We start from the raw sequence: 25,394 nt of genomic DNA, 5'->3' as shown, positions 1-25,394 counted from the left end.
CACACCCCAATACGCCCGAAAGATCCCCATATGCCCCTCATATGGCCCGAGCTGCGCCAGCATGCTCCCCTGCCCGGACAACGTCCCACGCGGCACGAACCGGCCCCGCAGCGCTTCCGCACACGAGCCGACCCCCCTCCGAAGCCCTCCGGTCGGCGAGTGTTCCGGCTGCCGCCCGACGACCGTGAGGTGCTGTGGCTGTACCTGCTGACCCGGGCAGGTCTGTGGGTCACCGCGTACTGCGCGCGGTGGCTGTTCCCCGCAGCCCCGGACACCCACGAGGCCGGCTCGGTCCTTGCGCCGTTCCAGCAGTGGGACTGGTACCACTACCTGCACATAGCCCGCGACGGCTACTTCCCCGACGGTGCAGGCCCCTGGCTGAGCCACTGGGACAACCGGGAGGCGTTCTTCCCCGGCTTCCCACTCCTGCTGCGCGCCGTGCACGTCGTCGTCCCCCACTGGACGGTGGCCGGACTGCTCATATCCTTCGTCGCGGGGGGAGTCGCCGTCGTGGCACTGGCCCGCATCGCCCGGCTGTATCTGCCCGGCGCGGACGCGGGCCGGCGCACGGTGCTGTTCTTCCTCCTCTCCCCGTGCGCGGTCTTCCTGGCCGTCGGCTACACCGAGGCGCTCTTCCTCGCCCTCGCCCTGCCCGCCTGGCTCGCCGCCCAGCGCCACAACCGGCCCCTCGCCGCCGCCCTGACCGTCCTGGCCACCGCCGTACGCATCAGCGGCCTCTTCCTTGCCGCCGCCATCGCCGCGCACTTCCTCCTCGCCGCGCGCCGGCACTGGCGCGCGCTGCCCTGGCTGGCCCTGCCCGCCCTCCCGGCAGCCCTCTACGCCTGGTACCTGCACGCGTACACCGGCGACTGGCTGGCGTGGAAACACGCCCAGGAACGCGGCTGGTACCGCGACTTCCACGCCCCCTGGGACGCCTGGTCCCGCACCTGGGCCGGCGCTTTCGGCCGGACCCAGACCACCGGATACGCCTTCATGTTCCAGGCCGAACTGCTCGCCATGCTCGTCGGGCTCCTCCTGCTCGCCCTGCTGCTGAAGCAACGCCGCTGGCCCGAAGCCACCTATACCGGCCTCACCTTGTGGGCGCTGGGCACCTCCTACTGGTACACGTCCATTCCCCGTGCCACCCTCCTGTCGTGGCCCCTGTGGATCACCCTGGCCGCCTGGAGCCTGCGCAGACCACGGATCAAGACCGTCTACCTCTGCCTCGCCGCACCCCTGAGCACGCTCTTCGCCCTCACCTTCCTCACGGGGCGATGGGCCGGCTGACAGATCGTCAGGTGACAAGCGTCGGCTCCGCGCGGCTGTACCGGCCGGCGGCCGGAGGGGACGAGAAGTGGCCGCACCTGGCACCGGTGCTGTCGACCAGGACGATCGACTGGGACCTGATCCGCCACCAGCGCGGACTGGAGCAGATGCGGTGAGATCGTTGACTCGTCCTACGGGGCTGTGAGGGTGTCGAGCCGGGCGGCGAGGTCGGGGTGGGCGGCGGTCAGGTGGGGGCGGGTGGCGGCCAGGGGGGCGATGAGGTCGGCGGGGTCGTCGTGGGCGAGGGCCGCGTGGAGTTCGCTGAGCGGGCGGCGGGCGGCGGCGGGCAGGTCGGTGAGTGCGGTGATCTGGCCGGCGAGGCGGCGCAGGTCGGCGGCGTTGGTGCGGGCCCAGGCGGCGGTGGTGCGGTGGGCGGCACGGGCCTGGCGGGTGGCCGTCACGCGCTGTTCGCCGGTGGTGCCGGCCGGGCCGGGGCGGCCGCGCAGGTAGCGGCGCTCGGCTGCCTGGCGGCTGGCGACGCCGAGGGGCGGGGCGAGGTCGGCCCAGCTGGCTCCCGCGTCACGGGCCGTTTCGATCAGCCCGGTCTCCCATCCGGCGAGCCGCTCGCGGACCTGCCGCAGCAGCGACAACGAGGCCAGGGCCTGCTCCGGGCCCGGCCCGGCATCGAAAGCGTTCGGGGCCTCCTGCTGGGCTTCGCGCAAGGCGTGGTCTATGGCGTTGAGGGCTGCCGCGGCGGCGAGGAACGACGCCGGGCTGTGGGCGTCGGTGCCGGTCGTGGACGGCTGGTCGGCCGGGGTCACGGACACCTCCCTGGGGTTGTCATCGAGCTGACGACATTGTGTTTGTCATCCATTGGATGACATGTTACAACGGTGTCAGTGAGGCGCATTGGCAGCAACTGCCTGAACCTGCTGGAGGTGTTTTCACGATGTTGATGCGCACCGACCCCTTCCGTGAGCTGGACCGGCTGACGCAGCAGCTGCTGGGCCCGGGGACCTGGTCCCGCCCGTCGGCGATGCCGATGGACGCCTACCGCGAGGGCGACGAGTACGTGGTGGCCTTCGACCTCCCCGGTGTCACCGCGGACGCGATCGACATCGACGTCGAGCGGAACATGCTCACCGTCAAGGCCGAGCGCCGGCCGGTGGCGAAGGCCGACGACGTGCAGATGGAACTGTCCGAGCGGCCGCTGGGCGTCTTCTCCCGCCAGATCGTGCTCGCCGACACCCTCGACACCGAGCACATCAAGGCCGACTACGACGCGGGTGTGCTCACCCTGCGCATCCCGATCGCCGAGCGCGCCAAGCCCCGCAAGATCTCCATCGGCGTCGGCTCCGGCCACAAGGAGATCTCCGGCTGACACCGGCCGGACAGGTGCGGAGGACGGGCACCTGATCCCCCCTCCATCCCGCCCTCCGCACCCCGTCGGCAGTTTGAAGAACACGAAGGGGTGGCGGCCGAAATGGCTCTGCGACGCGACGCGTTCCTCGACCACGTCAAGGAACGCGGCAAGTACGGCACTGCAGAGGAAGCCGAACGCGTGGCCCGCGTGGTGCTCGCCCTGCTGGGCGCGCATCTGGTCGGCGACGTCCGCGCCCAGCTCGCGGCACGCCTGCCGGAGGAATTCGCCCTGATCCTGCTCAACCCGCTGCCAAGCGCCGAACCGCTGTCGACGGAGCGGTTCGTGCGGGCAACCGCGGCCTGGATCGAGGGCGCCACCGAGCAGACCGCGACCTGGGACGTCAGTGCCGTGCTGTCCACGGTCGCCGACACCGCCGACGACGACCTCCTCAAGGAGATCCTGCTCCAACTCCCCGCAGGCTACGACCTGCTCTTCGGCCACCCCCAGCCCACCTGACCGCCCGTGCCGCACACCGGCACCATCCAACCCCGGCTTGACGAAAGGCATGCACCGCAGTGATCTCCGACGTGCGCGTACCGCTTGAGCACCAGAAGCCGTACGGGACGGCGTATGAGCAGATGCTGGAGAAGGTCCGCTACGAGGGCGTCTACCCCACCCGCGAGCGAGCAGACGAAGCCGTCCGCCTGGTCCTTTCGGGGCTGGGGCGCCAGCTGACCGGCGACGAACGCGTCGACCTGGCTGCCTGCCTGCCCCTGGAGGCCGCACGTGTCCTGACCGCACAGATCCCCGACCCCCAGCCGCTGACCGGCTGGGCCTTCGTCAAGGACCTCGCCGCCCGCTCCGGCGCCTCCCTGGCCACCACCCGCTGGGACACCGGCTCCGTCTTCGCCGCCGTCGCCGTCCACGCCGGCCCCGACCTCATCACCCGCATCCTCCACCAGCTCCCCACCGGCTACGCCCTGCTGTTCGGCCGAGCCGAACTCAACCCGGCCGCGCTCACTGAGGGCCACCAGGTCCCGTGACCTGCGGCCCAACCGGGAGCGCCGCCGCCGTCCTCGGGGCTCCGATCCGGTCGCGGCGGAACGCGAGTTCGGCCATTCGCCGTTCCGGGCCTCGGCGTCGCAGGAGCAGGTGGCCGGCGAAGGCCGCCGGGCCGAAGAACACCTGGGCCGGGATCAGCGCCGCGGCGTGCCCGGTGACCGCGCCGACGATGTGCAGGGTGGCCACCGGGGCCACGGCGCCGAAGAGCACGACCAGCACGATCCCGGTGCGCAGCCCCGCCTTCCCGTACGCCTTGTAGGCGGCGGTGGTGAAGAGGGCGTAGGCCAGCAGGTCGCCCATGCCGAGCACGGCGCCGAGGTCCTCCCCGATGCGCAGCCCGGCCGCGGGGGCGAAGGGGTAGCCCTGGATCGCGTCGGACAGTTCCTCGGTCAGGGGGACGACCCAGGCGAAGAACGCGTCGTAGGCGGTGAGCGCGAGCAGGAACCACGCGACGTTCTTCAGCCGCATCCCGCCCTGGACGTTGATGTTGGTGGCGGAGACGACGACCAGGCCGACGACGCAGCTGTTGGCGATCCAGTACGGCGCGGCGGTGTCGCCGAAGGCGAGGTGGGCGCCGAGCACGGCCGCGATCAGCGCGGCGATCAGCGCCCAGCGCAGCCTTCCGTCGCCGATGACGGGCTGGTAGCCGACGGACAGCCCGCCCGCGAAGGCCACCGCGAGCACCACCGGCAGGACCGCGCCGGGCAACGCCAGGTAGAGGTACGGCAGCGCCAGGACGAAGCCCATCATCAGGAAGATGTCGGCGCCGTTGAAGACGCCGATCGGCGGCCGGGGGGTGCGGACGGTGCGGAAGTAGCCGACGGCGCCGACGCACACCGCGAGGGCCAGGGCGCAGCTGACCGCGAGTTGGAAGAAGACGGTCATGCATGGCTCCGGGTGAAGGTGTGCTCCAGCAGGTCGCAGCGGAGCGGGAAGCGCAGCGCCGCTTCCGCGTCGTCCAGCGGCAGGACGGTGACGTCGGCGTCTATGCCCTCGGCCCGCAGCCGTTCGGTCACGTCGGCCGCGCCGAGTTCCTTGGAGGCGACCTCTACGTGCAGTCGGCGCCGGGCGGTGACCTCGGCCCGGTGGCGCAGCGGCAGCGGCAGGCCGGGGGTGCCGTCCAGTGCTTCCACGATGTCACGCGGGGTGACGACGGCGTCGGCGGTGCGGTACAGCTGTCCGGCCTTGCCGAGGATGTGGGAGACCGCGGGGACCGAGGCGAGTTCGCAGGCGGGCTCGCCGTCCAGGGTGCGGACCACGTCACCGGTGTTGTACCGCAGGACGGGCATGCATTCCCGGTAGGGGAAGTACGGGGTGACCGTCAGCTCGCCGAGGCGGCCGGGCCCGGCGGGCTCGCCCGTCTCCAGGTCGAGGACCTCCGTGTACCCCATGTTGGGGTCGATGTGCAGGTGATGGTGGGTACAGGTACGGCCGCTGACGGGCAGCAGCTCGGTCATCCCGAAGGAGTCACCGACGGTGCGTGCGCCGAAGGTCTCGCGGAAGGCGGCCGCCAGGTTGCGCGACAGCATCTCCCCTCCCGCGTAGACCGCGCGCAGCCCGAAGTCCTGTGGCCCGTATCCGCGTTCACGGGCGACGCTCACCAGGCGGGCGAGGTAGCTGGGATTGCCGGTGAGCACCGTCGGCCGGGGGCCGGAGCGGCCGAGCAGGTGCTCGACGGACTCCTCGGGCGGGACCTGTCCCACGACGTGACAGGCGGCGTTGGCGAGGCGGCACACCTCGACGTCCTCCTGTACGGCGGCGGTTGCCCGCGAGCTGAGGTTGATCTGCATCCGGTCGCCGGGCCCGAGGTCGCCGCGGAGCACCAGGGACAGTGCGATCAGGGCGGGCCACAGCTCCATCTCGTAGCGGGAGAGCCAGATCTGGACCGGCGCGCCGGTGGTGCCGGTGGTCTGCGTCACCAGGTACGGGTCGCTGCAGAGGAAGTCGGCGGGGCGGGCGATCAGGTCGGCCTTGCGTGTCACCGGGATGCGGGTGAGCGTATCGGTCGTGATCCCGGCCGGGTCCACTCCGGCGAGCCGTTCCCGGTAGAAGGGCGAGCGTGTGGCGAGCCTGCGCACGGTGCGCTGGAGCGCCCGGTTCTGCAGGTCGCGGCGCTCGGCCGGATCGGTGAACGGTCCGTCGGCCAGTTCGTCGACGTCGTCGCCGAGCGAGCCGAACTCCTCCAGCGTGACGAGCGCGTCGGCGACCAGCCGTTCCACGGCCCGTACGTTCAGCCGCCGGCCGAACACCATGGCCGTGGCCACCCGCACCTGCCGGACAGCCGTCTCCAGCACTGATGCCTCCCTCGCACCTCGAACAGGACGAAGGGGTGGGGGCGGCGAGCCGCCCCCACCCCGGGGTTTACGTCAGCTGGCCGAACAAGCGCCGAAGAAGACCGCCGTCAGCGCACCCATGACGTACTTGAACTGCTTCGCGCTCGTCTTGATGGCGCTCATATGTGCCTCCCCTGTTTACTGCGAGTGGACGTCCGCTTGACTCCCGCAGGAGTACCGGCGTTCCGTCCCTTGACGAGAGACACAGTGGCGCGATCACTGCGCACGGGCAATGATCCGGTCCACTCAACGGACCGGTGACGGCACGGCCGTGGCGGGCCTTGGCTCGCTGTGCACTTTGTTACCAGTGGGGGGCGTCACTGTGCAGACGTTAACTATTCAACGAGTAGAGGCTGAAGTAGGTTCACCGCTGCCGGTGTTGAGTCCGACGCCGGCGCTTCGCCGCATACGCGTATCGGGAACCGCGTCGGCGAATGCGCCGATGGAGGGGGTGGAAGCTCAAGAACAAGGCGACACAGCGTTACCTGGACAGTAACTGGAACAAGGATGTGTACCTCTCGGACTGGAACGACGGCCCATACCGGCTTTGGCACTGAAGTACGTTGCCCCGGCTGCCTCATGGGTCTGCCCGCCAAGCCGGACGGGCGGCGTGCCTCGTCGACGACCGCCAGGCCGAAGGGTTCAAACGGGGGAATTGTGGGGCCGTCCGATCGACGGCCCGGCATGAGAGGGGGACCCTCATGGCGAGATCCGGCGCTGAGGGACGCGGCGTGCTGGAAGGCGCGTTCGCACTCATGGAGGTACTCGCGCACGATGACGAGGTGGGGCTGACCCGGCTGGCGAGTGACGCCGCGCTGCCGAAGGCCACCGCCCACCGGCTGCTCGGGCAGCTGGTCGCACTGGGCGCGGTGCAGAGTTGTGAAGGCCGCTACCGGCTGGGCCCGCGGACGTTCCGGCTCGGGCAGGCCTGGCATCCGGCGCGCGCACTGCGAGCCGCCTCGGCCCAGCCGTTACGGGAACTCGCGGCGGTCAGCGGTGGGGTGAGCCTGAGCCTGTCGGTGCCCGAAGCCGGACACATCGTCGTCGTCGGGGGCATGCGGGGCGAGGTGGACGAGGTCTTCCCGCTGCGCTCCGGGGTCGTCCTGCCGCCCGGCAGCGCGGCCGAACTGGTCCTGGCGGCGACCGCCCCGGTGCCGGAGCGGCCCGCGGGGTGGACGGAGGCCGCCTGGGCGCGTGAGGTCGCGGGGGTCCGGGAACGGGGGCTCGCGTTCGACTACGAGCAGTGCGTGGAGTCGCTGTCGTGCGTGGCGGCTCCGGTGCACTCGGCGTCCGGCCAGGTGGTGGCCGCCATCGCAGTGACCGCCCTGGACGCGAAGCTGATCCCCCCGCTGTGCGACGCCGTGAGCCGCGCGGCGTCGGCGATCAGCGGGAGGCTGGCCCGGCTGCCGGAGCCCGCGCCCAGGCCCCGCAGGGCCGGGGCGGCCCCGAACCGGACCGTGAGGGGCTTCGCGGGCGCGGCCGACCCGCGCCGCTGAGCCGGCGGCCGGCGCCCGGACCTTGCGGGGCGGGCGCCGGGCGCCGGCCGGACCTTGCGGGGGGATGCCCTGGACGACCGCGCCGGCGACCCCGAGCGCCGCGCCGACCGCGCGCTCGTGAGCAGGCATGCGCCCCTCGGTGTGATTCCGTCCGGACCGCGTCGTCGTATGCGGACTGATCTCCGCATACGACGACAACAGGCCTTGCCGCGGCGGGATCAGGCCGCGCGGCGCCTGCGGCTCAGGTGGAGGACCGCCGCGCCCGACACCGCCAGGACTGCCGCGCCGGAGGCGACCGGGAGCCAGGGGAAGGAGGAGGCGGGGGAGGACCGGTCCTCGGCGAGGGTGTAGCCGCCCGCGAGGCCCTTGCGGTCGTAGTCCGAGCCGGGGAGCTTGTCACCGTAGCGCTTGGCGACGAGTTGCTGGTACGCCGCGAGGGAGACGCTCGGCTTGCCCTGGAGAGCCGTCCGGGCTTCCTTGTTGAGCGGTTCGACCGAGCCGTTGCCGGTCAGCCGGTACCAGCCGTGGATCTGCGGCTCCATGAAGGTCTGCGCCCGGCCCGTGCCGGCTTCGGCGGCGCTGATGTCCACGTCGCCGTCGCGGATGCCGGCCAGTTGCCAGGAGCGGCCGCCCTGTTCGGGGGCGAGCAGGACGGCGGCCTGGCGGCCGTCGGCGGCCGAGACGCGGGAGGCGAGGTAGGACAGCCGCAGGGCCGAGCGGCCGGTGGGCCTGGCCTTGCCGGTGACGAACTCGGGGGAGAGCTCGTAGAAGGGAACCGGCTTCTTGAGGTCGAAGCCGGTAGCGGGGGCGGGTGCAGCTGCGCCGCCCATGCCGCCGTCCGAGCCGCCGGCCGGGGTGCGGCCCTCGGCGGCCTTCAGGAAGCGGGTGACGGTGTCGTGGACGTCACCGGAGCGCAACACCTGCTGAGCGGCGGCCAAGTCGGTTGCCGCAGGGGCGGCGGGTCCGTCGGCGGCGTGTGCGGAATCGATTCCGCAGAGGGTGGCGACGGCAATGGCCGCACACACGGCGGCGGCGCGTCTGGTCGTACGGTGCATGGTGGTCGTCTCCTCTAGCCCTGAATGCCGATGCGCGTGTGGGTCCACCGGAAGGAGTTGTTGTTGACATAGGTGGAGTAGTTCCACCAGGTGTAGGTCTTCGTGGTGGGCCACGGGTCGCCGACCGCGATCATGTTGCTGTTGTTGTCGTAGCCGTAGACGACGTTCATATGGCCGCCGCCGGAGTTCCAGCCGAAACGGACGGCGAACGGGCGCCCGTTCGCGATCTCGTTCCGGGTCTCGCCGAAGGAAGCATTGCGGTACAGGTCGCTGCCGCTGCTGCGGAAGCCCATGTTGCGCAGGGCGTTGGCCATGTCGCCGAGGGTGGCAGGCTGGTTGTTGCAGCTCAGCCGGTTGTTCTGGGCGGCCAGGCGGCAGAAGTCGGCCTGGCTGTAGCGGTTGTAGCCCCAGTAGTTGGCTATGGTCAGGCCGCTGGCGTCCCAGCACCACTGGGACTGGACCTGTTTCTGCATGCTGATGTCGAGGGCCTTCCGGCCGGAGGGATTGCCGGTCGGATTTCCGGTGGGCTTCGTATCGGGCTTGGTGTCGGGCCTGGTGTCGGGCCGGGGGGAGGTGCAGACCGGCAGCGGCCCGGTGTTCTCCCGGATGAACGCGTCGGCGATGTAGTACTTGCCGGACCAGATCCAGCGGGAGTTGTTCTCGACGACGTCCCCGGTGGTACGGCAGGACATGGTGATGCGGTCACCGACCCGCGAGCTTCCGGTGACGCGGGCCGAAAGGGACGGCTGGGACCGCTGGTTGACGTTGCTGAAATTGCCCCGCCCGCCGGTGACCGTGCCGGTGACGGCGGCCTTGGCCTGGGGGGAGATGCTCAGCAGGAGTCCGCCGGACAGGACGACGGCCGTCGTGGTCAGGAGAACTGCCTTGCGCCGCTTCGGCGCAGGAGCAGAGGGCGTGCGCGTTGATCCACGGAATCCGTGCATGGGGGTTCCTTCTTGTGCTGATCAGTACTGGATCGTGTGGCCGTAGAGGATGCTGCGGGCCTTCGATCCGCTGTCCAGGCCGTACGCGGGCCGGTCGGTGAGGAAGTACTCACGGAAGGTGGACTGGCGCTCGCGGGACATCATGGTGTTGCTCTTCGTCCAGCCGCCGTCGACCTGGTTCCACAGGTCGACCAGCGAGGTGGCGACCCGCGCCTCGACGGCGTCGCCCCAGTCCATGCCGCGCGTGCCGCGGTCGTTGCCGAGGTCCATGGAGCTGCCGTTGCCCCACGTCATGACGGTGTCCTTGAAGGCGCGGAACGCCACGGCATTGGCGTAGCCCTCGGTCCAGCCGCAGGTGGTGGAGGAGGTGCGGTTGACGTAGTGGGGCGAGCAGTTGGTGACGTTCGGCCACCATCCGTTGTAGAGCTTGCCCATGAGGGAGTGCCCGGCCTCGTGGACGGTGGTGTGGCCGGAGTCGGGGTCGCTGTCCGCGAGGTGGACCTTGTCGTCGCGGTTCGTCCAGTACGTACCGTCCTGGGAGCCCGGGTACCACTGGACGGTGATCGGGGTGCAGCGGCCGTCCTGCTGGTTGCTCGTCCAGCAGGTGCTGGTCGAACCCCGGTCCCACCACAGCTTGTTGAGGGTGTCGAACGCGTGCCAGGCGCGGCTCTGGCCGCTGTTGGCGTAGACGGTGCCCAGGCTTCTGTTGCCCGAGACGTTGCCCAGGGCGTTCGAGGTGGTCGAGTAGCGGCGGTTGTACCCGTCGACGACCGACCACATGCTGCCGGCCTGGGTCTCGAACTCCGCCCAGACCTGGGAGGTGACGGACGTGCTCGGCGTGTAGCAGAGCTTGAACGTGCCGTCCCCGTTGCCGGTCAGACCCGCGGCGAGCCTCTGCGTGCCGCTGCCTGCGGTCGCCCTGCCCCAGAGGGTGACGTTGGCGTTGCTGACCGGCAGGTCCCGGTCGGCCTTGCGGTTCCAGCTGCCGCCCTCGGAGGACTGGAAGCGGTTGCGCAGCGTGCCGGTGACGCAGACCGGGGCGTAGGGCCTGCCGGGGGCGGCGGCCCGCGGGGGAGTGCTCGGTGCGGCCGGGGCGGCGGCGCCCGGGCGGGCCGGACGGTCGTGCGCCGTGGGCCCGCCGGCCGTGGGTCCGTCGACCGGGGAGGCCGGGGTCGCGTCGGCCTTGGTGACGGACATGCCCTTGGCGGTGGAGCCCTTGGCCTTGCCGATGGTCAGTTCCACCGAGGCGTGACCGGCGCGGCGCGGGTCGGGGCGGTCGATGTCGCTGATGTCCGCCTGGATCTGGGCCGGGCCTGCGGCGACGGCCTCGACCTTGAGCTTGACGGTGCGGGTGCCCGGGGTGAGGGCCAGCGTCCGGCTGGTGCGCTGGCCGAAGGGGTCCGTCGTGGGCGCGGCGAGGGCCGGGTTCCGGTCGACGATCCGGAGGGCGGGCGGCAGTTGGAGGGCGAGGCCGGCGCGCTTGACGTCGGTCTGCGCCGTGACGGCCACGGTGAGGGTGGTCCGTTCGCCGACGGCGGGGAGGCGGTCGAGGGAGGCGGTGACGCCGAGACAGCTCAGCGGCGCTTCGGAGTTCTTGTCCGCGGTGCGGACCGTGCAGGTGCCTGCCGGGGCGGCGGGGGTGGCCGCGTAGGCGGGCGGTACGGCGACGGTGGCGATACAGGCGCCTATGCCGCCCGCTGCGACCAGCGCAGCGGGTCTCGGCAACCGTATTCGGAACATGGGCATGCCTTTCTGCGGCGTGCACGACCGATCCGGTGCACGCCGATGCGAACCATGGGGGGTGGGCGCTGCCGCGAGCGTTCGTCGCTCGTGAACGGCAGTTCCTTGAGCAACAACTCACCGGAACTTTACGTCACATGGATTGTGTACGTCGCACTGATCGATGTAATGACGCGGCTCGGAAGGTGGATAGAGGTGGTGTCACATGCGGGTTTGCGGTAAACCCGCAAAAATAAAGGGCGTTGGGGCGTGTCCCTTTTCGTCAGGATTTCTTCTCGGCCGCCATGTAGCGCGTCCACAGTTCGATCGGCAGTGAACTGCCCGCCGTGCCCTCGGGTGTTCCGCCGATGCCGTCCAGCGGAAGCAGCTCCTGCGACGTGGGGTCGATACGGGCGAGCGAGACGGCGGTCGACAGGGAATCGCGGTAACCGACGTACCAGGCAGACTTGTTGTCCTGCGCAGTGCCGGTCTTGCCGGCCGTGCCGGGTCCGGCGGCCTGCGCCGGCTGCGCCGTGCCCTTGCGGACCGCCTCGCGCAGCGCGTCGTCCACGGCCCCCGCCACCCGCGGCGGCAGGGCCTGCTCGGTCTCCGGCCTCTCCACGGGCACGTCGTCGCCGTTGCGCCGGAGCCCGGCGACCGAATACGGCTCGGTGTGCCGGCCCTTGGCGGCGAACGTGGCGTAGGCGTCGGCCATGCGGATGGCGCTGGGCGTGGCGGTGCCGAGTGAGAACGCCGGCAGCTTTTCCCCGAGGCTGCTCTCCAGCAGGCCCGCCTGCACACCGACCGCGCCGACCCGGTCCAGCCCCACGTCCATGCCGAGCTGCATCATGGCGGTGTTGACCGACTGCGCGACCGCGTCCTTGAGCGGGATCCTCCCCCAGGACTCGTCGCCCTCGTTGACCGCCCGGACGATCTTCCCCGACCGGTCCCAGTAGGGGCCCTCCGGGGTCTGCAGCGAGACCTTGTCGTCGCCGTCGTAGAGCGTCGCCGGGGTCACGGCCGTGCGGGGCTTGCCGCGCTCGCGCTGCGCCCCGTCGCGCAGGGCCGCCGCGTAGACGAAAGGGGTGAAGGCGCTGCCCGCCGGCACGACGGACGAATTGGCGTCGTTGAAGCCCTGCTTGAGGTAGTCCGGCCCGCCGGACAGGGCGACGATGCGCCCGTCGGTGGTCACCGACGCGGCCCCGATGCGCACATCGCGGTCGGCCGCGCGCCGGTCCGGGTCCAGACCGTTCCGCGCCTGCTCGACCGCCCGGGTGAGCGCTGCCATCCGTTTCTTCTCGAAGGTGGTGCGGATCTGGTAGCCGCCGAGCGCGAACTCCCGCTCGGAGACGTCGGAGTGCGCCAGCAGATAGGCGCGGGCCGTCTCGACGAGGTAGCCGGTCTGGCCGGCCAGACCGGTGACCTTGGGCGGGGCGATCGGCTCGGGGAAGCGTGTGTACTGCGCGCGCTCGCGCTGGGAGAGTTTGCCGGTGGCCACCATCCGGTCCAGGACCCACTTCCAGCGCTCCACCGCGCGCTTGTGGTTCTCGGCGCCGGACGCCGGGTCGTAGAGCGCGGCCCCCTTGAGCAGGGACGCCAGAAAGGCACCCTCGCTCGCGTTCAGCTGCGAGACGTCCTTGCCGTAGTAGGCGCGGGCGGCCCGCTGGATGCCGTAGGTGCCGCGCCCGTACCAGCTGGTGTTGAGGTACTGCTCGAGGATCTCGTCCTTGCTCATCCTGTTGTCGAGCTTGATCGCGATGAACATCTCGGTGAGCTTGCGCGTGAAGGTCTGCTCCTGGTTGAGGTAGGCGTTCTTCACGTACTGCTGAGTGATGGTCGAACCGCCCTGGGTGTCGCCCCCGGTGAGCATCCTGGAGACCGCGCGGACCATGCCGCTGGGGGAGACCCCGCTGTCGGAGTAGAACGTCTCGTTCTCCGCGGCCAGCGTCGCCCAGCGGACCTTCTCGGGCACCTGATGCAGTGGTGTGTCCTGCCGGTCGACCTCGCCGGTGCGGGCCATCTCGCTGCCGTCGGCCCAGTAGTAGACGTTGTCCTGCTGGGTGGCGAAGGCGTTGAGGCCGGCGGGTATCCCGGTGCGCAGGTACATGACGGTCAGCAGCCCGGCCACGACGGTGACGGCGGAGCCGAGCAGCCCCAGCGTCTGGCGCCACGACGGTACCCAGCGCCGCGGCCCCGTCCGGCCCGGGCGGGGATAGGCGGGGCGGAATCGTGACCGGACGGGCCGGGCGTCCCGTGTCCGGGGCAGGAGTTCGTACAGGCGGGGGAGATTGATCACTGGACCGTCCGGCAACAGGGCCAACAGGGCAGGGGCCCGGCCGCCGTGCTGCGGCGGCCGGGCCGGTACGGAGGGCGTCAGGTGTCAGCTGACGGCGGACTTGCAGGTGGTGGGGGTCGCGTGGGCCGGGTCGAGCGCGTTGGCCACCTCGTGGAAGGCGATCGTGTCGATCGTCCCGATCGCGGCGTGCTCGGAGATGTCGAGCTTGCACAGGTCCTGGAGGACGACGTTGCGCACGTCCGGGCCGTCCAGGAACTGGGACGTGTACGGGGTGGCGATCTCGTCGTACTTGGTCGAGATGACCGTGTACTGCACCCCCGGCACGGTGTCCGGCTTGGAGTTCAGCTTCTTCAGGAACTCCGAACCCACCAGCTGGTCCTCCACCCCGGGCAGGGTGAGGGAGAAGACCTTGCGCGCGCCGGGGACGGTGTCCACGAGCTTGGTCATTCCCAAGACGGTGGTCCCGTGGTTGTCGGGGGCGATGCCCACGAGCTTGCCGACCTTGCCGGCGCCGTCCAGGAAGTTGAGGTAGTAGCGCGGCAGGGGGCCGCCGCCCTGGGAGTGGCCGACCAGGTCCACCTTCTCGACGCCGGTCGACTGCCGGACCTTGTCCACGAACGCGGACAGTTGCCCGGCCGACTTCTCGATCGATCCGAGGCCGTTGACGAGCGGCACCCCGGCCTTCTGCCCGTAGTCGAGCGAGTAGACGCAGTAGCCGCGCTTGACCAGGTACGGGGCCAGCACGAGCCAGTTGTCCCAGGAGTTGCCGAAGGTGCCGTGCATCAGGACGACGGGATCGGGGTGGGCGGCGGACGGCTTGCAGGACCAGTCGTTCCAGCCGCTGGTGACGGTCTTCTCGGCCTTGCCCGTCTTCGTATCGGCCGCGGAAGCGGAGGGGGCGCCGAAGGACAGGGCCAGGGCCAGCGCCGAGACGGCACCGGCGAGGACGCGGAGCGTTCTTCTGCGGATGGAGCTTCTGTGTACGGACATGGAGCTACCTCGCAAGTGGGGGATGAGGAAACCGACTTCGTGACGGAAGAAGGGGCCGGCCGGCGGGGTCAGCTGACGGCGGACTTGCAGGTGGTGGGGGTTGCATGCGCAGGGTCGAGCGCGTTCTTCACCTCGTGGAAGGCGATGCGGTCGACCAGACCCAGCGCGATGTGCTCGGAGACGTCGAGCTTGCACAGGTCCTGGACCACGACGTTGCGCACGTTCGGGCCCGAGAGCTGCTGCGACTTGTAGGGCGTGGCGATCTCGTCGTACTTGGTCGAGATGACCGTGTACGCCACTCCGGGCACGGTGTCCGGCTTGGAATTCAGCTTCTTCATGAACTCGGAGCCGACCCTCTGGTCCTCCACGCCGGGGACGGAGAGGGACAGCACCGTGCTCACGCCGGGCACCTTGCGGCCGAGGGTGCTCAGCCCGGAGGCGGTCGCGCCGTGGTTGTCCGGGGCCAGGCCGATGAGCTTGTCGACCTTGGAGGCGCCGTTCATGAACTCCATGTAGTAACGGGGCAGGGGGCCGCCGCCCTGGGAGTGACCGACGATGTCCACCTTCTTCGTGCCCGTGGACGTGAGGACCTTGTCCACGAACGCGGACACCTCTCCGGCCGACTTGACGATCGGTCCCTGGCCGTTGAGCCCCGGCATGTAGGGCAGCTTGCCGTAGTCGAGGGAGTAGACGCAGTAGCCCTGGGCGGCCAGTTCCGGAGCCAGGACGAACCAGGTGTCCAGCTGGTTGGCCCAGGTGCCGTGGAGGAGGACGACGGGGTCGGGGTGGGCGGCGGACGGCTTGCAGGACCAGTTGTTCCAGCCACTGGTGACGGTCTTGCCGGCCTTGCCGGTCTTCGCGTCGGCCGGGCTGGCGGACGCGGAGGCGGCACCGGCGGACACGGTCAGCGCCAGCGCCGAGGCGACGACGGCGACGCCGCGGAACGATCTCTTGTGCGGGGGCATGGGGGTACGTACCTCACAGGGTGGGGGTGGGGCAGGGGATGGGGAGTTACTTGACCAGGGACTTCCAGTCCGGTGACTGCGCCGGGTCCAACCGGCGCATCTTCTCCAGGACCTGGGGATCCTGGACGTCCAGCCAGTCGGCGAGCTGCTTGAAGGTCACGCAGCGCACGCCGTCGCGTCTGCACACCGACTTCACGACGTCCTCGACGGCCTTCATATAGATGCCGCCGTTCCAGTCCTCGAAGTGGTTGCCGATGAACAGCGGGGCTCGGCTGCCGTTGTAGACGCGCTCGAAGCCGTTGAGATAGCTGTCCCGGGTCAGCTTGCGCCACTGCTCGTACTTGGCCGGATCGCCCTTGGTGCTGTCACCGGACTGGTTGTAGAGGAAGTTGAAGTCCATGGAGAGGACCTGCTGCTCGGTCCCGGGGTAAGGAACCAGCTGCAGCGGGAAGTTCCAGATGCCGTCGTTCTTGGACGGCCAGAGCTGGAAGTCGCCGGGTGAGCTCGCGTCGTAGCGCCAGCCGAACGACTTGGCGGCCTTCAGCAGGTTCTTCTGGCCTTCAAGGCAGGGAGCCCGGCCGCCTGCCAGCTCCTTGCGGTAGTCGAAGGGCAGTTGGGGAAGGTCCTTGTATCCGGTATTGGTCTTCCAGTTCTCGACGAAGGAGTAGGACTGCTCGATCTCGCTCTTCCACTCGGCGACGCTCCAGTCGCCGCCGCCCTTGGCGCCGCAGAAGTGCCCGTTGAAGTGCGTGCCGATCTCATTGCCCTCCAGCCAGGCGCCGCGCACCTGTTCCAGGGTGTCCCGGATGTGCTGGTCGGTCGCGTACGAGATGGCCATCTCACCGGGTTTGTGCTGCGGCGGCTTGTACAGCGACGCCTTCGACTTGGGCAGCAGATAAGTGCCGGTGAGGAAGAACGTCATCTGCGCGTTGTTCTCCTTGGCGACCTCACGGAAGTGCGAGAACTGCTCGTCGTCGCCCTGGAGCGCGCCGTCCCAGGAGAACACCACGAACTGCGGCGGCCTCTCGCCCGGTTTGAGCTTCTCCGGCTTGGGCTGGTGCGGCTGCGGGCCGGTGAAGGACGTCGAACCGTCGCCCAGGACCCGTACCTTTCCGTCCCACTTCTCCTCCTTCTTCTCCTTCTCCTCCGGGTCCGCCGTCTTCGACCCCGACGGAGTGGGAGCCGGCGAAACGGACGGGGGAGCGGACGAGGCGCCGGCGGAGGGAGAGAGCGCGGCCCTCTCCCCGTCCCCACCGGATCCGCAGCCCGACAGCAGCCCGAGCATGAGGGCGGTCCCGGTCACCAGGACCACCGCGCCGCGCGCCGTACGCATCAGGTGCGGTACGCGTACCACTTGGTGAACGGCAGCGTCACCGAGAGGCTCAGCATCGACCGCCGGTAGGTGTCGAAGGAGTGGTACGTCAGATACGGGGTGCCGAGAGCGTCGCGGTACGTCACCAGCATCGTGTGGTCCTTGGAGCCGTCACGGTCGAAGTCCGCCTGGAGGACGTCGCCGACCTCCATCTGGTAGACGTACTTCAGCGGCTTCACCCGGCCCGAGTTCTGCGCGAACCAGGACCACTCGTTGACGCCGGTCCAGGAATCCGACTGGGCGTCCGACCCGTACCACCACTTCGTGTAGTCACCGGCCTTGCCGGGGGCGTGCTTCCAGCCGCCCGCCTTCAACGCCTGGCTGACGAAGTTCGTGCAGTCGCCGCCGGTCCCCAGCGGGTAGGCCCGGTAGTCCGGGTTGTAGTTCTTCCAGTACTTCTCGGCGTAGTCGGCCATCGCCTTGTAGTCGAGGCCGGTGTTCGTGTCCTTCGGCAGCCGCTTGGGGAACGGCCAGACACTCGCCTCGGGCGCGTTCGGCATGTCGCTCGCGCCCGCTGCGGCCTTCACCTCGGGCGCCTTCGGTGCGGGGGCGTTGATCTGCGGTATCTCGTCCAGATTCTTGACGTCGGTCAGCTCCCACGCCCCGTTGCCGGCGGCGGCGAAGTCCAGCTCGTGGTGGGCCTGGAAGCCGGTGGTGCCCGGCTCGTCACCGCGGATCTTCCGGTAGGTCAGCTGCGTGGTCTCGGTCACCCGCACCGTGGCCTTCTTGCCGTCGACGGCGGTCCGGTCCACCGAGACCCGGGTGTCGCCTGCGGAGTACGCCTCGCCCAGGGCCTTGAGCTGCGTCCTGCGCTGGTGCAGCGAGGACACGACGGACTTCTCCGAACGCGCCGTCGCGGACGAGACGCGCGCCTTCTTCGTGGACGGCGCAGTGGCGTGCCCGGTCACCTTGCCGTCGACGATCGCCGCCGTCCGGTCGGTGAGCACGACACCCGCTATGCGGCCGAGGGATTCGGCCGTCGTCTTGTCCACGCCCCCGGGCCGGGCCTCCGCCCCCGCGGGGGACGCCGGCACCAGCGCGGCCGAGACCGCCAGGCAGGCGACCGCTCCGGCAGCGGATCTGAGCGTCAATGATTTCACAGGACCCCTTTTCTCCGTCCGGCCCTTTTCGAGCCGGGCGGAAGGAATCTTCGCACAAGGATCCGGAATGGCAACCTCGGGGCGGGGGAAATTTTCCGGCGGAATTCGACTCGGATCTGATGCTCAGTCAATTCACAACGATGATGGCCTGGTTGAGGCTCTCGCCGCAGTTGGTACGGACTTATTCTGCGGCAATTCCGTACCCGCTGCGGGCTTGCCGCAATTCCCTTGCGGGTTTCCCGCAACCAGCATGGATGTGACGTACAACATTCACGGGACAACGCTGAACGGGGTATTCCATTCACACCCTGCCATGCAATGATCCAGCCAGGCCCGCCGGGGAAGTGGGCCGCATTCTCTTCGTGCTCTCTCCGTGACGATCTCTGACCGTCACGCACCTCTCGACCCACCTCACCGGCAACGACGCCGACAGCGGCACCGACAGCGGCGTCCCTCCGGCCTGGGGCGTCCGACGCTCCCGCGTGTCCCCGGTGCTCCCGAACGACCCTCTTGCCTCTCTCCTGCCTCACGGAGTGCTCGTGTCCACAGAAACCATCCTGGGCGTCAGCCCGTTCGGCGAACCCGATCCGCGCCTGGTGGCGGCGGTCTGCCGTGCCGGCGGGCTGGGCGTGCTCGACCTCGGAAGGGGCCGGCGCCGCGTGGCCCGCGCGGCCCTCCAGCTGGTGCGGCAATGGGTGCCGGGCCCCTTCGGGGTGCGGGTCGGGGCGGGGTGCGCGCTCGGGCCGGACGACCTGGCAGCCGATGGAGGCGTCCACACCGTACTGCTCGGCGCGGACGCCGAGTTGGCCCCGGGCGATCTCGCCGCCGGCCGGCACCGCGTCCTGGTCGAGGTCACCGACTACGAGGCGGCCCTGGCGGCCGCGCGCGCCGGGGCGCACGGTCTCGTCGCCCGGGGGAACGAGGCCGGTGGCCGGGTCGGCGAGCTGAGCACCTTCGTCCTCCTCCAGCAGCTGGTGGCGGACCCCGGACCCGGCCTGCCGGTCTGGGCCTGCGGGGGCATCGGGCCGCACACCGCGGCGGCCGCCGTCGTCGGCGGCGCGGCAGGCGTCGTCCTGGACACCCAGCTCGCACTGCTCGACGAATCCGGCGTCCCGGAGGAAGCGGCGGCCGCCGTCCGGACCATGGACGGCTCCGAGACCGTGACGGCCGCCGGATACCGGGTGCTGCGCCGCCGGGGGCCGGACGCGCCGCCCCTGCCGGACGCCCCCGGCGAAGTCGCCCGGCTGCTGGGCACGGACGACCCCCGGACCCGGCTGCTCCCCGTGGGCCAGGACGGCTTCCTGGCCTCCTCGTTCGCGCGGCGCTGGGGCGATGTGGGCGCGGCCGTCCGCGGTGTCACCGCCGCCATCGGGGAGGCCGTGCGCGACGACGCCGCCGCGGACGCACTGCTCCGCGGCTCCCCGATGAGCCGGGCGCTGGGCACTGCGCTGCCCGTCGCCCAGGGGCCCATGACCAGGGTCAGCGACCAGGCGCGGTTCGCGTCCGCCGTCGCCGGCCACGGCGGGATGCCCTTCCTCGCGCTGGCCCTCGCCGGGCCGCTGGAGGCGCGGACCCTGCTGGAGCAGACCCGCGACGAACTGGGCGAACGCCCTTGGGGCGTGGGCATCCTCGGCTTCGCGCCCGCGCACATCAAGGCCGTGCAGCTGGAACTCGTCCGGGAGATCCGGCCCTCCTGCGCCGTCGTCGCGGGCGGCCGTCCCGCGCAGGCGGCCGAGCTGGAGGCGGCAGGCGTCGACGCCTTCCTGCACGTGCCCTCGCCCGGGCTGCTCCGGCAGTTCCTGGACGCGGGCGCGCGCAAGTTCGTCTTCGAGGGCTCGGAGTGCGGCGGCCACGTCGGACCGCGGAGCAGCTTCGCGCTGTGGGAGGCGCAGGCCGAGGTGCTGGAGGAATTCCTGGACACCGCGGAGGGTGCGGACCCCGCGGAGTTGAGGGTCTTCTTCGCCGGGGGCGTGCACGACAAGCGGTCGGCCGCGATGGTGGCCGCGCTCGCCGCGCCGCTGACCGCCCGCGGAGTGGCCGTCGGACTGCTCATGGGCACCGCCTACCTGTTCACCGAGGAGGCGGTGGACCGGGGTGCCGTGCGGCCGCCGTTCCAGCGGCAGGTCCTGGCGGCGCGGCGGACCGAGCTGCTGGAGACCGCACCCGGGCACGCCACGCGCTGCGTGAGCAGCCCGTTCACGGACGAATTCCGCGGCGCCAAGGAGCAGTTGCGGGAGCGGGGCGTCCCGGAGCGGCAGGCGTGGGAGCGGTTGGAACAGCTCAACGTGGGGCGGCTGAGGATCGCCAGCAAGGGCGTGGAGCGGACCGGCGAGTCGCTCACGGAGGTGGACGAGTCCCGGCAGCTGACCGAGGGCATGTTCATGGCCGGCCAGGTGGCCGTGCTGCGGTCCGCGGTCACCACCGTCCCCGCACTGCACGCCGCGGTCAGCGCGGAGGCCGCCGGCTTCTTCGCCGCGCGTGCCCGGCGGCTGCGCGAGGGCTTCCGGCAGGAGGCCCCGGAGCCCGTCCCGGCCCCGCTCGACATCGCCGTGGTCGGCATGGCCTGCATGTTCCCCGGCGCCCCGGACCTGGCCGCCTACTGGGCGAACGTGGTCGCGGGCACCGACGCGGTCGGCGAGGTGCCGCCGGAGCGCTGGGACCCGGAACTGCACTACGCGCCCGAAGCGGACGGCGCCCGCACGGAGTCCGCCCGCACGGAGTCGAAGTGGGGCGGCTTCCTGCCCGACATCCCCTTCGACCCGCTGCGCTACGGCATCCCGCCGTCCTCGCTCGGCAGCATCGAGCCGGTGCAGCTGCTCGCACTGGAGGCCGCGCGGCGCGCGCTGCGCGACGCCGGCTACGAGGAGCGCCCCTTCGACCGCTCCAGGACCTCGGTCGTGTTCGGGGCCGAGGCGGGCAGCGACCTGTCGAACGCCACCACCGTGCGCACCGTGCTCCCCGCCTACCTGGGGAAACTGCCGCCCGGGCTGGACGAGCAACTCCCGCGACTGACGGAGGACTCGTTCCCGGGCATGCTGGCCAACGTCATCGCCGGACGGATCGCCAACCGGCTCGACCTCGGCGGCACGAACTTCACCGTGGACGCGGCCTGCGCCTCCTCGCTCGCCGCCGTGGACGTGGCGTGCAAGGAACTGTCCGCCGGCACCAGCGACCTCGTCCTGTGCGGAGGTGCGGACCTGCACAACGGGATCAACGACTATCTGCTGTTCTCCTCGGTGCACGCGCTGTCCCCGACCGGCCGCTCCCGCACCTTCGACAGCGCGGCGGACGGCATCGCGCTCGGCGAGGGCGTCGCCTGCGTCGTCCTCAAGCGGCTGGCGGACGCCGAGCGGGACGGCGACCGCGTCTACGCGGTCGTCAAGGGCATCGGCAGTTCGAGCGACGGCAGGTCCCTGGGGCTGACGGCCCCCCGCCCGGAGGGCCAGCGCGCCGCGTTGGAACGGGCCTACCGCCACGCCGGGATCCCGCCGGCCGAGGTGGGCCTGCTGGAGGCGCACGGCACCGGGACGGTGGTCGGCGACCGCACCGAACTCGCCACGCTCACCTCGGTGTTCACCGAGGCCGGGGCGGCGCCGGGCGGATGCGCGCTCGGCTCGGTGAAGTCCCAGATCGGGCACACCAAGTGCGCCGCCGGACTCGCCGGCCTGATCAAGACGGCCCTGGCCCTGCACACCGGCGTCAGGCCGCCCACGGCACAGCTGACCCGGCCCGACCCGGCCTGGGAGGCGGAGAGCAGCCCGTTCGCCTTCCACACCGTCGCACGCCCGTGGCCGGCCGCGCCCGGTGAACGGGTCGCCGGGGTCAGCGCGTTCGGCTTCGGCGGCACCAATTTCCACGTGGTGCTGCGCGGGCACGAGGCGGGGCCGCCGCCCCGGCACGGGCTCGACGCCTGGCCGGCGGAGCTGTTCGTCTTCCACGGCGCCGACCGGGCGGAGGCCGCCCGGGAGATCGGCCGGCTGCTGGAACTGGTCGCGGAGAACGACCGGAAGGGCCGTTCCTGGCGGCTGCGCGACCTGGCGCTGAGCGCCGCCCGGCGCGCCGACGCATCCCGGAAACCGGCCTGGGCGGCGGTCGTGGCCCGTGACCTGGACGAGCTGCCCGGGCTGCTGGAACGGGCCCGGGAGGGCGAGCACGATCCCCGGGCGGGGGTCTTCGGCGCGGAGCCGGACGGGTCGGAGGGGCCTGGGGGTGACGTGGCGTTCCTCTTCCCCGGCCAGGGCAGTCAACGGCCGGACATGCTCGCCGAGTTGTTCATCGCCTTCCCGGAGGTCCAGCGGTATCTGCGGACCGGTGACGAGTGGGCGGACATCATCTTCCCGCCGACCGCCTTCGACCCCGCCGCCGAGGAGGCGCGGCGTGCCCGGGTCACCGACACCAGGATTGCCCAGCCCGCGCTGGGCATCATGGGGCTGACCGTGTGCGAACTGCTGGGCCGGGCCGGCGTCCGGCCCGCGACGGTGGCCGGGCACAGCTACGGCGAACTGGTCGCGCTGTGCGCGGCCGGGGCGTTCGACCCGGAGACGCTGCTGGAGCTGAGCACGGCACGCGCGGAGGCGATCCTGGCCGCCGCCGGTGCGGAGCCGGGGACCATGGCCGCCGTGGCGGCCGGGCACGAGGACGTCGTCGAGGAACTGCGGGCGGCCGGACTGGCCGACCGGGTGGTCGTCGCGAACCACAACGCGCCTCGGCAGAGCGTGATTTCCGGTCCCGTAGAGGACGTCGGGGCGGCGGTGCTCCGGCTGCGCGAGCGGGGTCTGGGCGCCACGCCCGTGCCGGTGGCGTGTGCCTTCCACAGCCCCCTGGTGGCCCCGGCCGGCGAACGGTTCGCCGAAGCTCTCGCCGCCCGGCAGGTGACGGCACCGGAGATTCCGGTGTGGGCGAACCGGACGGCTGCCGTCCATACCGGCGAACCGGACGACATCCGGGCCGAGTTGGCGGCCCAGATCGGTTCCCCCGTGCGCTTCGTGCAGCAGATCGAGCGGATGTACGAGGCCGGTGCCCGGGTCTTCGTGGAGGCCGGGCCGGGTGCGGTGCTGACGGGCCTGGTGGGCCGGATCCTCGGCGACCGCCCGCACACCGCGGTGGCGTGCGAGGGGCCCGAAGGCCCGGGGCTGCGCGGCTTCCTGGTCCTGCTCGCCCGGCTCGCCGTCGCCGGCGTTCCCGTCCGTACCGGCTGGACGCACCGGGGGCGCGACAGCGTCGAAGCCGTCCCCGGGACCTGCCCCGCGGCACCCGGCTGGATCGTCAACGGGCAGCTGACCCGCACCCGCGACGGTGGCCTGCTGCCCGGCTCGCTCGCACCCGCCCGACGCATTCCGATGGAGGAGATGACAGTGATACGTGCCCAGGACGGTGGCACGGCGGACGACCGTGACCGGATGGTCCATGAATTCCTGCGCACCAGCAGGGAGTTGGTCGCCGCACAGCGTGACGTGCTGCTGACCTACCTCGGCGGGGCGGCGGACGTGCCGCCGGTCGCGCCTGTGCCTGTGCCTGTGCCGGAAACGTTCCGGTCGGCCGTGCCCGAGCCCGCTCCCGTTGCCGTCCCCGCGGTGTCCCCGGCTGCGCCGCCCGCGGTACCGGCGGACGTGCACGTGCTGGCCGTTGTCCTGGACATCATCAGCGAACGCACCGGCTATCCCCTCGACATGATCGAGCCCGGTCTCGACCTGGAGGCCGACCTGAGCATCGACTCCATCAAGCGGGTCGAGATCGTCGGCGAGCTGGCCGCCCGGCTGGGCTTCGGCACCGACCGGACCTCCCTGCCCCGGCTCGACGACGCGGAGCTGGAGGCGGTCTCCAAGGCCCGCACGGCGTCCGGCATCGCCGAGCTGCTGGAGGCGCGGCTGCCCGGCGGGGGAACGGCCTCCGGGGGAGCGGCTTCCGCGCAGCGAACCCTTGCCCCCGCGGAGGACCCCGGCCCGGCCGTCACCGGCGAGGCGCCGGGCAGGCTCGTCCTGCGCAGTGTCCGTCTCCCGTCCCCCGACGGGGACTTCGCGGTACTGCAGGGAACCCGGTTCGCCCTGATCGGCGGTGCCGGACCGGTGCCGGAGGCGCTGGCCGCCCGGCTGGGCGCCAACGGTGCGGAGGCGGTCGTCCTGCCGCCGGACCACCTGCTCACGGACGAGGACGGCCCGCTGGACGGGGTGTTCCACCTGGAGGCGCTGTCGCAGGACGGCGGCGGGCCGCTCCTGCCCGATTCCTTCCCGGTGTTCCAGGCCGCGCTGCGGCGCGCGCCGCGCTGGCTGCTCGCGGCCGCACCCGCCGCGTCCGCCGATCCCGACGGGCGGGCGGACGGGCTGCGGGGCCTGTTCCGGACCGTCGCGCGGGAGTACCCGGACACCCTCGCCCGGTTCGTCGAGCTGGCCCCGCAGCTGACCGTCGACGAGGTGGCGGCCGCACTGGTGGGCGAGTTGACGGCCGAGGAACCGGCCCCGGTGGTGCTGTGGTCGCCGGACGGCGTTCGGTTCGGCATCGAAACCGCGGCCGCCGGCCTGGGTGCCCTGGGCGACCGCGGCGCGGGCCCGGCCGGGGACGGTACGGCCGAGGCGGCCGCCCTCGGTCTGGACCGGGACGCGGTGGTGCTGCTGATCGGCGGGGCCCGGGGCATCTCCGCGCGGATCGCCGCGACGCTCGCGGCGGCTTCCCGCTGCCGTATCGAACTGGCCGGCCGGACCGCCCTGTCGGACGCTCCCGAAGACGAGGCAATCCTGCGGGCCCCGGACCGGGCCGCGCTGCGGGCCGCCCTGGCCGCAAAGGGCGAACGCTCCCCGGCCGGGATCGAACGGGAGGTCTCGGAGATCCTGGCCCGGCGGGAGGTCCGCCGCACCCTCGACACACTGCGGGACCTGGGCAGCCCGGTGCGCTACCACACGGCGGACGTCCGGGACCCCGAGGCGGTGCGCCGCCTGGTGGCGGACGTCCACGCCGAACACGGCCGGCTGGACGGCGTGCTGTACGCGGCCGGGATCATCGAGGACAAGGTCCTGGCCGAGAAGGACCCCGACTCCTTCCGCCGGGTCTACTCCACCAAGGTCGACGGCGCGCACACCCTGCTGGCGGCGCTGGACGGCCTGCCGCAGGCCCCCAGGTTCGCCGTGTTCTTCGGCAGCATCGCGGCCGTCCTCGGCAACCGCGGCCAGGCCGACTACGCGGCCGCCAACGACGCCCTGCAGTCCCTCGGCGGCCGGTGGGCGGAGCAGTCGAAGTGCCGCACGCTGACGGTGCATTGGGGACCCTGGGCGCCGGACGCGGAGCACGCGGGCATGGTGACCCCCGAGCTCGCCCGGGAGTACGCGCGGCGCGGCATCGGACTCGTCGACCCCGAGGAGGGGGCGCTGTGCCTGCTGCGCGAGCTCGCCTGGGGCGAGGAATCGGCCGACGCCGTGGTCTACACCGCAGCGGGCTGGTGA

General features: G+C 71.5%; 18 protein-coding genes. 7 read left to right on the top strand and 11 right to left on the bottom strand.

Annotated features, from left to right (window positions below; genetic code table 11):
- Window positions 1–30 precede the first annotated feature (30 nt).
- The gene (locus ACMATS_RS07900) at window positions 31–1,287 is read left to right on the top strand and encodes a mannosyltransferase family protein (RefSeq protein ID WP_414167448.1); all 1,257 of its coding nucleotides are present in this window, start codon (window positions 31–33) and stop codon (window positions 1,285–1,287) included.
- Window positions 1,288–1,298: 11 nt separating this feature from the next.
- The gene (locus ACMATS_RS07895) at window positions 1,299–1,442 is read left to right on the top strand and encodes a hypothetical protein (RefSeq protein WP_414167447.1); all 144 of its coding nucleotides are present in this window, start codon (window positions 1,299–1,301) and stop codon (window positions 1,440–1,442) included.
- 15 nt (window positions 1,443–1,457) lie between these two features.
- On the opposite strand, the gene ACMATS_RS07890 is transcribed toward ACMATS_RS07895, so the two are convergent.
- Window positions 1,458–2,087 (bottom strand): type III effector protein, encoded by a 630-nt coding sequence (locus ACMATS_RS07890; RefSeq protein WP_414167446.1) that lies wholly within the window; start codon window positions 2,085–2,087, stop codon window positions 1,458–1,460.
- 128 nt (window positions 2,088–2,215) lie between these two features.
- On the opposite strand from ACMATS_RS07890, the gene ACMATS_RS07885 reads away from it, so the two are divergent.
- The 3 genes from ACMATS_RS07885 (at window position 2,216) to ACMATS_RS07875 (ending at window position 3,672) form a co-directional block, all read left to right on the top strand.
- A complete protein-coding gene (locus tag ACMATS_RS07885) occupies window positions 2,216–2,647 on the top strand; it encodes an Hsp20/alpha crystallin family protein (RefSeq protein WP_053927143.1) in 432 nt (143 codons plus the stop codon).
- A 102-nt stretch (window positions 2,648–2,749) separates the two neighbouring features.
- Window positions 2,750–3,145, top strand: a complete 396-nt coding sequence (locus tag ACMATS_RS07880; protein ID WP_414167445.1) for a DUF2267 domain-containing protein — start codon at window positions 2,750–2,752, stop codon at window positions 3,143–3,145.
- A gap of 59 nt (window positions 3,146–3,204) precedes the next feature.
- Entirely contained in the window at window positions 3,205–3,672 is a 468-nt protein-coding gene (locus ACMATS_RS07875; protein ID WP_390779823.1) for a DUF2267 domain-containing protein, read from the top strand.
- Here ACMATS_RS07875 and ACMATS_RS07870 read toward each other — a convergent pair.
- Both ACMATS_RS07870 and ACMATS_RS07865 read right to left on the bottom strand, forming a co-directional pair.
- Entirely contained in the window at window positions 3,647–4,576 is a 930-nt protein-coding gene (locus tag ACMATS_RS07870; RefSeq protein ID WP_414167444.1) for a hypothetical protein, read from the bottom strand. The two genes, ACMATS_RS07875 and ACMATS_RS07870, sit on opposite strands and share 26 nt — an antisense overlap.
- Window positions 4,573–5,985 (bottom strand): phenylacetate--CoA ligase family protein, encoded by a 1,413-nt coding sequence (locus ACMATS_RS07865; protein WP_414167443.1) that lies wholly within the window; start codon window positions 5,983–5,985, stop codon window positions 4,573–4,575. Before ACMATS_RS07865 ends, ACMATS_RS07870 begins: the two co-directional genes overlap by 4 nt.
- Before the next feature lie 740 nt (window positions 5,986–6,725).
- Between ACMATS_RS07865 and ACMATS_RS07860 the strand changes: the two genes are divergently transcribed.
- On the top strand, window positions 6,726–7,520 hold the full coding sequence (locus ACMATS_RS07860) for an IclR family transcriptional regulator (protein WP_414167442.1): 795 nt from the start codon (window positions 6,726–6,728) through the stop codon (window positions 7,518–7,520).
- A gap of 218 nt (window positions 7,521–7,738) precedes the next feature.
- On the opposite strand, the gene ACMATS_RS07855 is transcribed toward ACMATS_RS07860, so the two are convergent.
- The 8 genes from ACMATS_RS07855 to ACMATS_RS07820 all read right to left on the bottom strand — a co-directional run bounded on the left by ACMATS_RS07855 (window position 7,739) and on the right by ACMATS_RS07820 (window position 17,961).
- A complete protein-coding gene (locus ACMATS_RS07855) occupies window positions 7,739–8,575 on the bottom strand; it encodes a hypothetical protein (RefSeq protein ID WP_414167441.1) in 837 nt (278 codons plus the stop codon).
- A gap of 14 nt (window positions 8,576–8,589) precedes the next feature.
- Window positions 8,590–9,519 carry a papain-like cysteine protease family protein gene (locus ACMATS_RS07850; RefSeq protein WP_414167440.1) on the bottom strand — a complete coding sequence of 310 codons (930 nt, stop codon included), beginning with the start codon at window positions 9,517–9,519 and terminating at the stop codon, window positions 8,590–8,592.
- A 21-nt stretch (window positions 9,520–9,540) separates the two neighbouring features.
- The gene (locus tag ACMATS_RS07845) at window positions 9,541–11,259 is read right to left on the bottom strand and encodes a mycolysin (RefSeq protein ID WP_414167439.1); all 1,719 of its coding nucleotides are present in this window, start codon (window positions 11,257–11,259) and stop codon (window positions 9,541–9,543) included.
- 262 nt (window positions 11,260–11,521) lie between these two features.
- The gene (locus ACMATS_RS07840; protein ID WP_414170673.1) at window positions 11,522–13,504 is read right to left on the bottom strand and encodes a transglycosylase domain-containing protein; all 1,983 of its coding nucleotides are present in this window, start codon (window positions 13,502–13,504) and stop codon (window positions 11,522–11,524) included.
- 114 nt (window positions 13,505–13,618) lie between these two features.
- Window positions 13,619–14,524: an esterase/lipase family protein gene (locus tag ACMATS_RS07835; RefSeq protein ID WP_414167438.1), complete on the bottom strand. Its 906-nt coding sequence runs from the start codon at window positions 14,522–14,524 to the stop codon at window positions 13,619–13,621.
- Between the two features lie 68 nt (window positions 14,525–14,592).
- Window positions 14,593–15,489: an esterase/lipase family protein gene (locus ACMATS_RS07830; RefSeq protein ID WP_414167437.1), complete on the bottom strand. Its 897-nt coding sequence runs from the start codon at window positions 15,487–15,489 to the stop codon at window positions 14,593–14,595.
- Window positions 15,490–15,535: 46 nt separating this feature from the next.
- Window positions 15,536–16,822 carry a hypothetical protein gene (locus tag ACMATS_RS07825; RefSeq protein ID WP_414170672.1) on the bottom strand — a complete coding sequence of 429 codons (1,287 nt, stop codon included), beginning with the start codon at window positions 16,820–16,822 and terminating at the stop codon, window positions 15,536–15,538.
- The gene (locus ACMATS_RS07820) at window positions 16,822–17,961 is read right to left on the bottom strand and encodes an amidase domain-containing protein (RefSeq protein ID WP_414167436.1); all 1,140 of its coding nucleotides are present in this window, start codon (window positions 17,959–17,961) and stop codon (window positions 16,822–16,824) included. The genes ACMATS_RS07825 and ACMATS_RS07820 overlap by 1 nt, the downstream gene beginning before the upstream one ends.
- 539 nt (window positions 17,962–18,500) lie before the next feature.
- Here ACMATS_RS07820 and ACMATS_RS07815 point away from each other — a divergent pair.
- Complete coding sequence (locus ACMATS_RS07815; RefSeq protein WP_414167435.1) at window positions 18,501–25,394, top strand: SDR family NAD(P)-dependent oxidoreductase; 6,894 nt, start codon at window positions 18,501–18,503, stop codon at window positions 25,392–25,394.

Origin of the sequence: Streptoverticillium reticulum (genome assembly GCF_047456005.1) — a bacterium.
GTDB classification, from domain to species: Bacteria; Actinomycetota; Actinomycetes; order Streptomycetales; family Streptomycetaceae; genus Streptomyces; species Streptomyces reticulum.
This window is presented reverse-complemented; position numbering and strand designations above follow the sequence as displayed.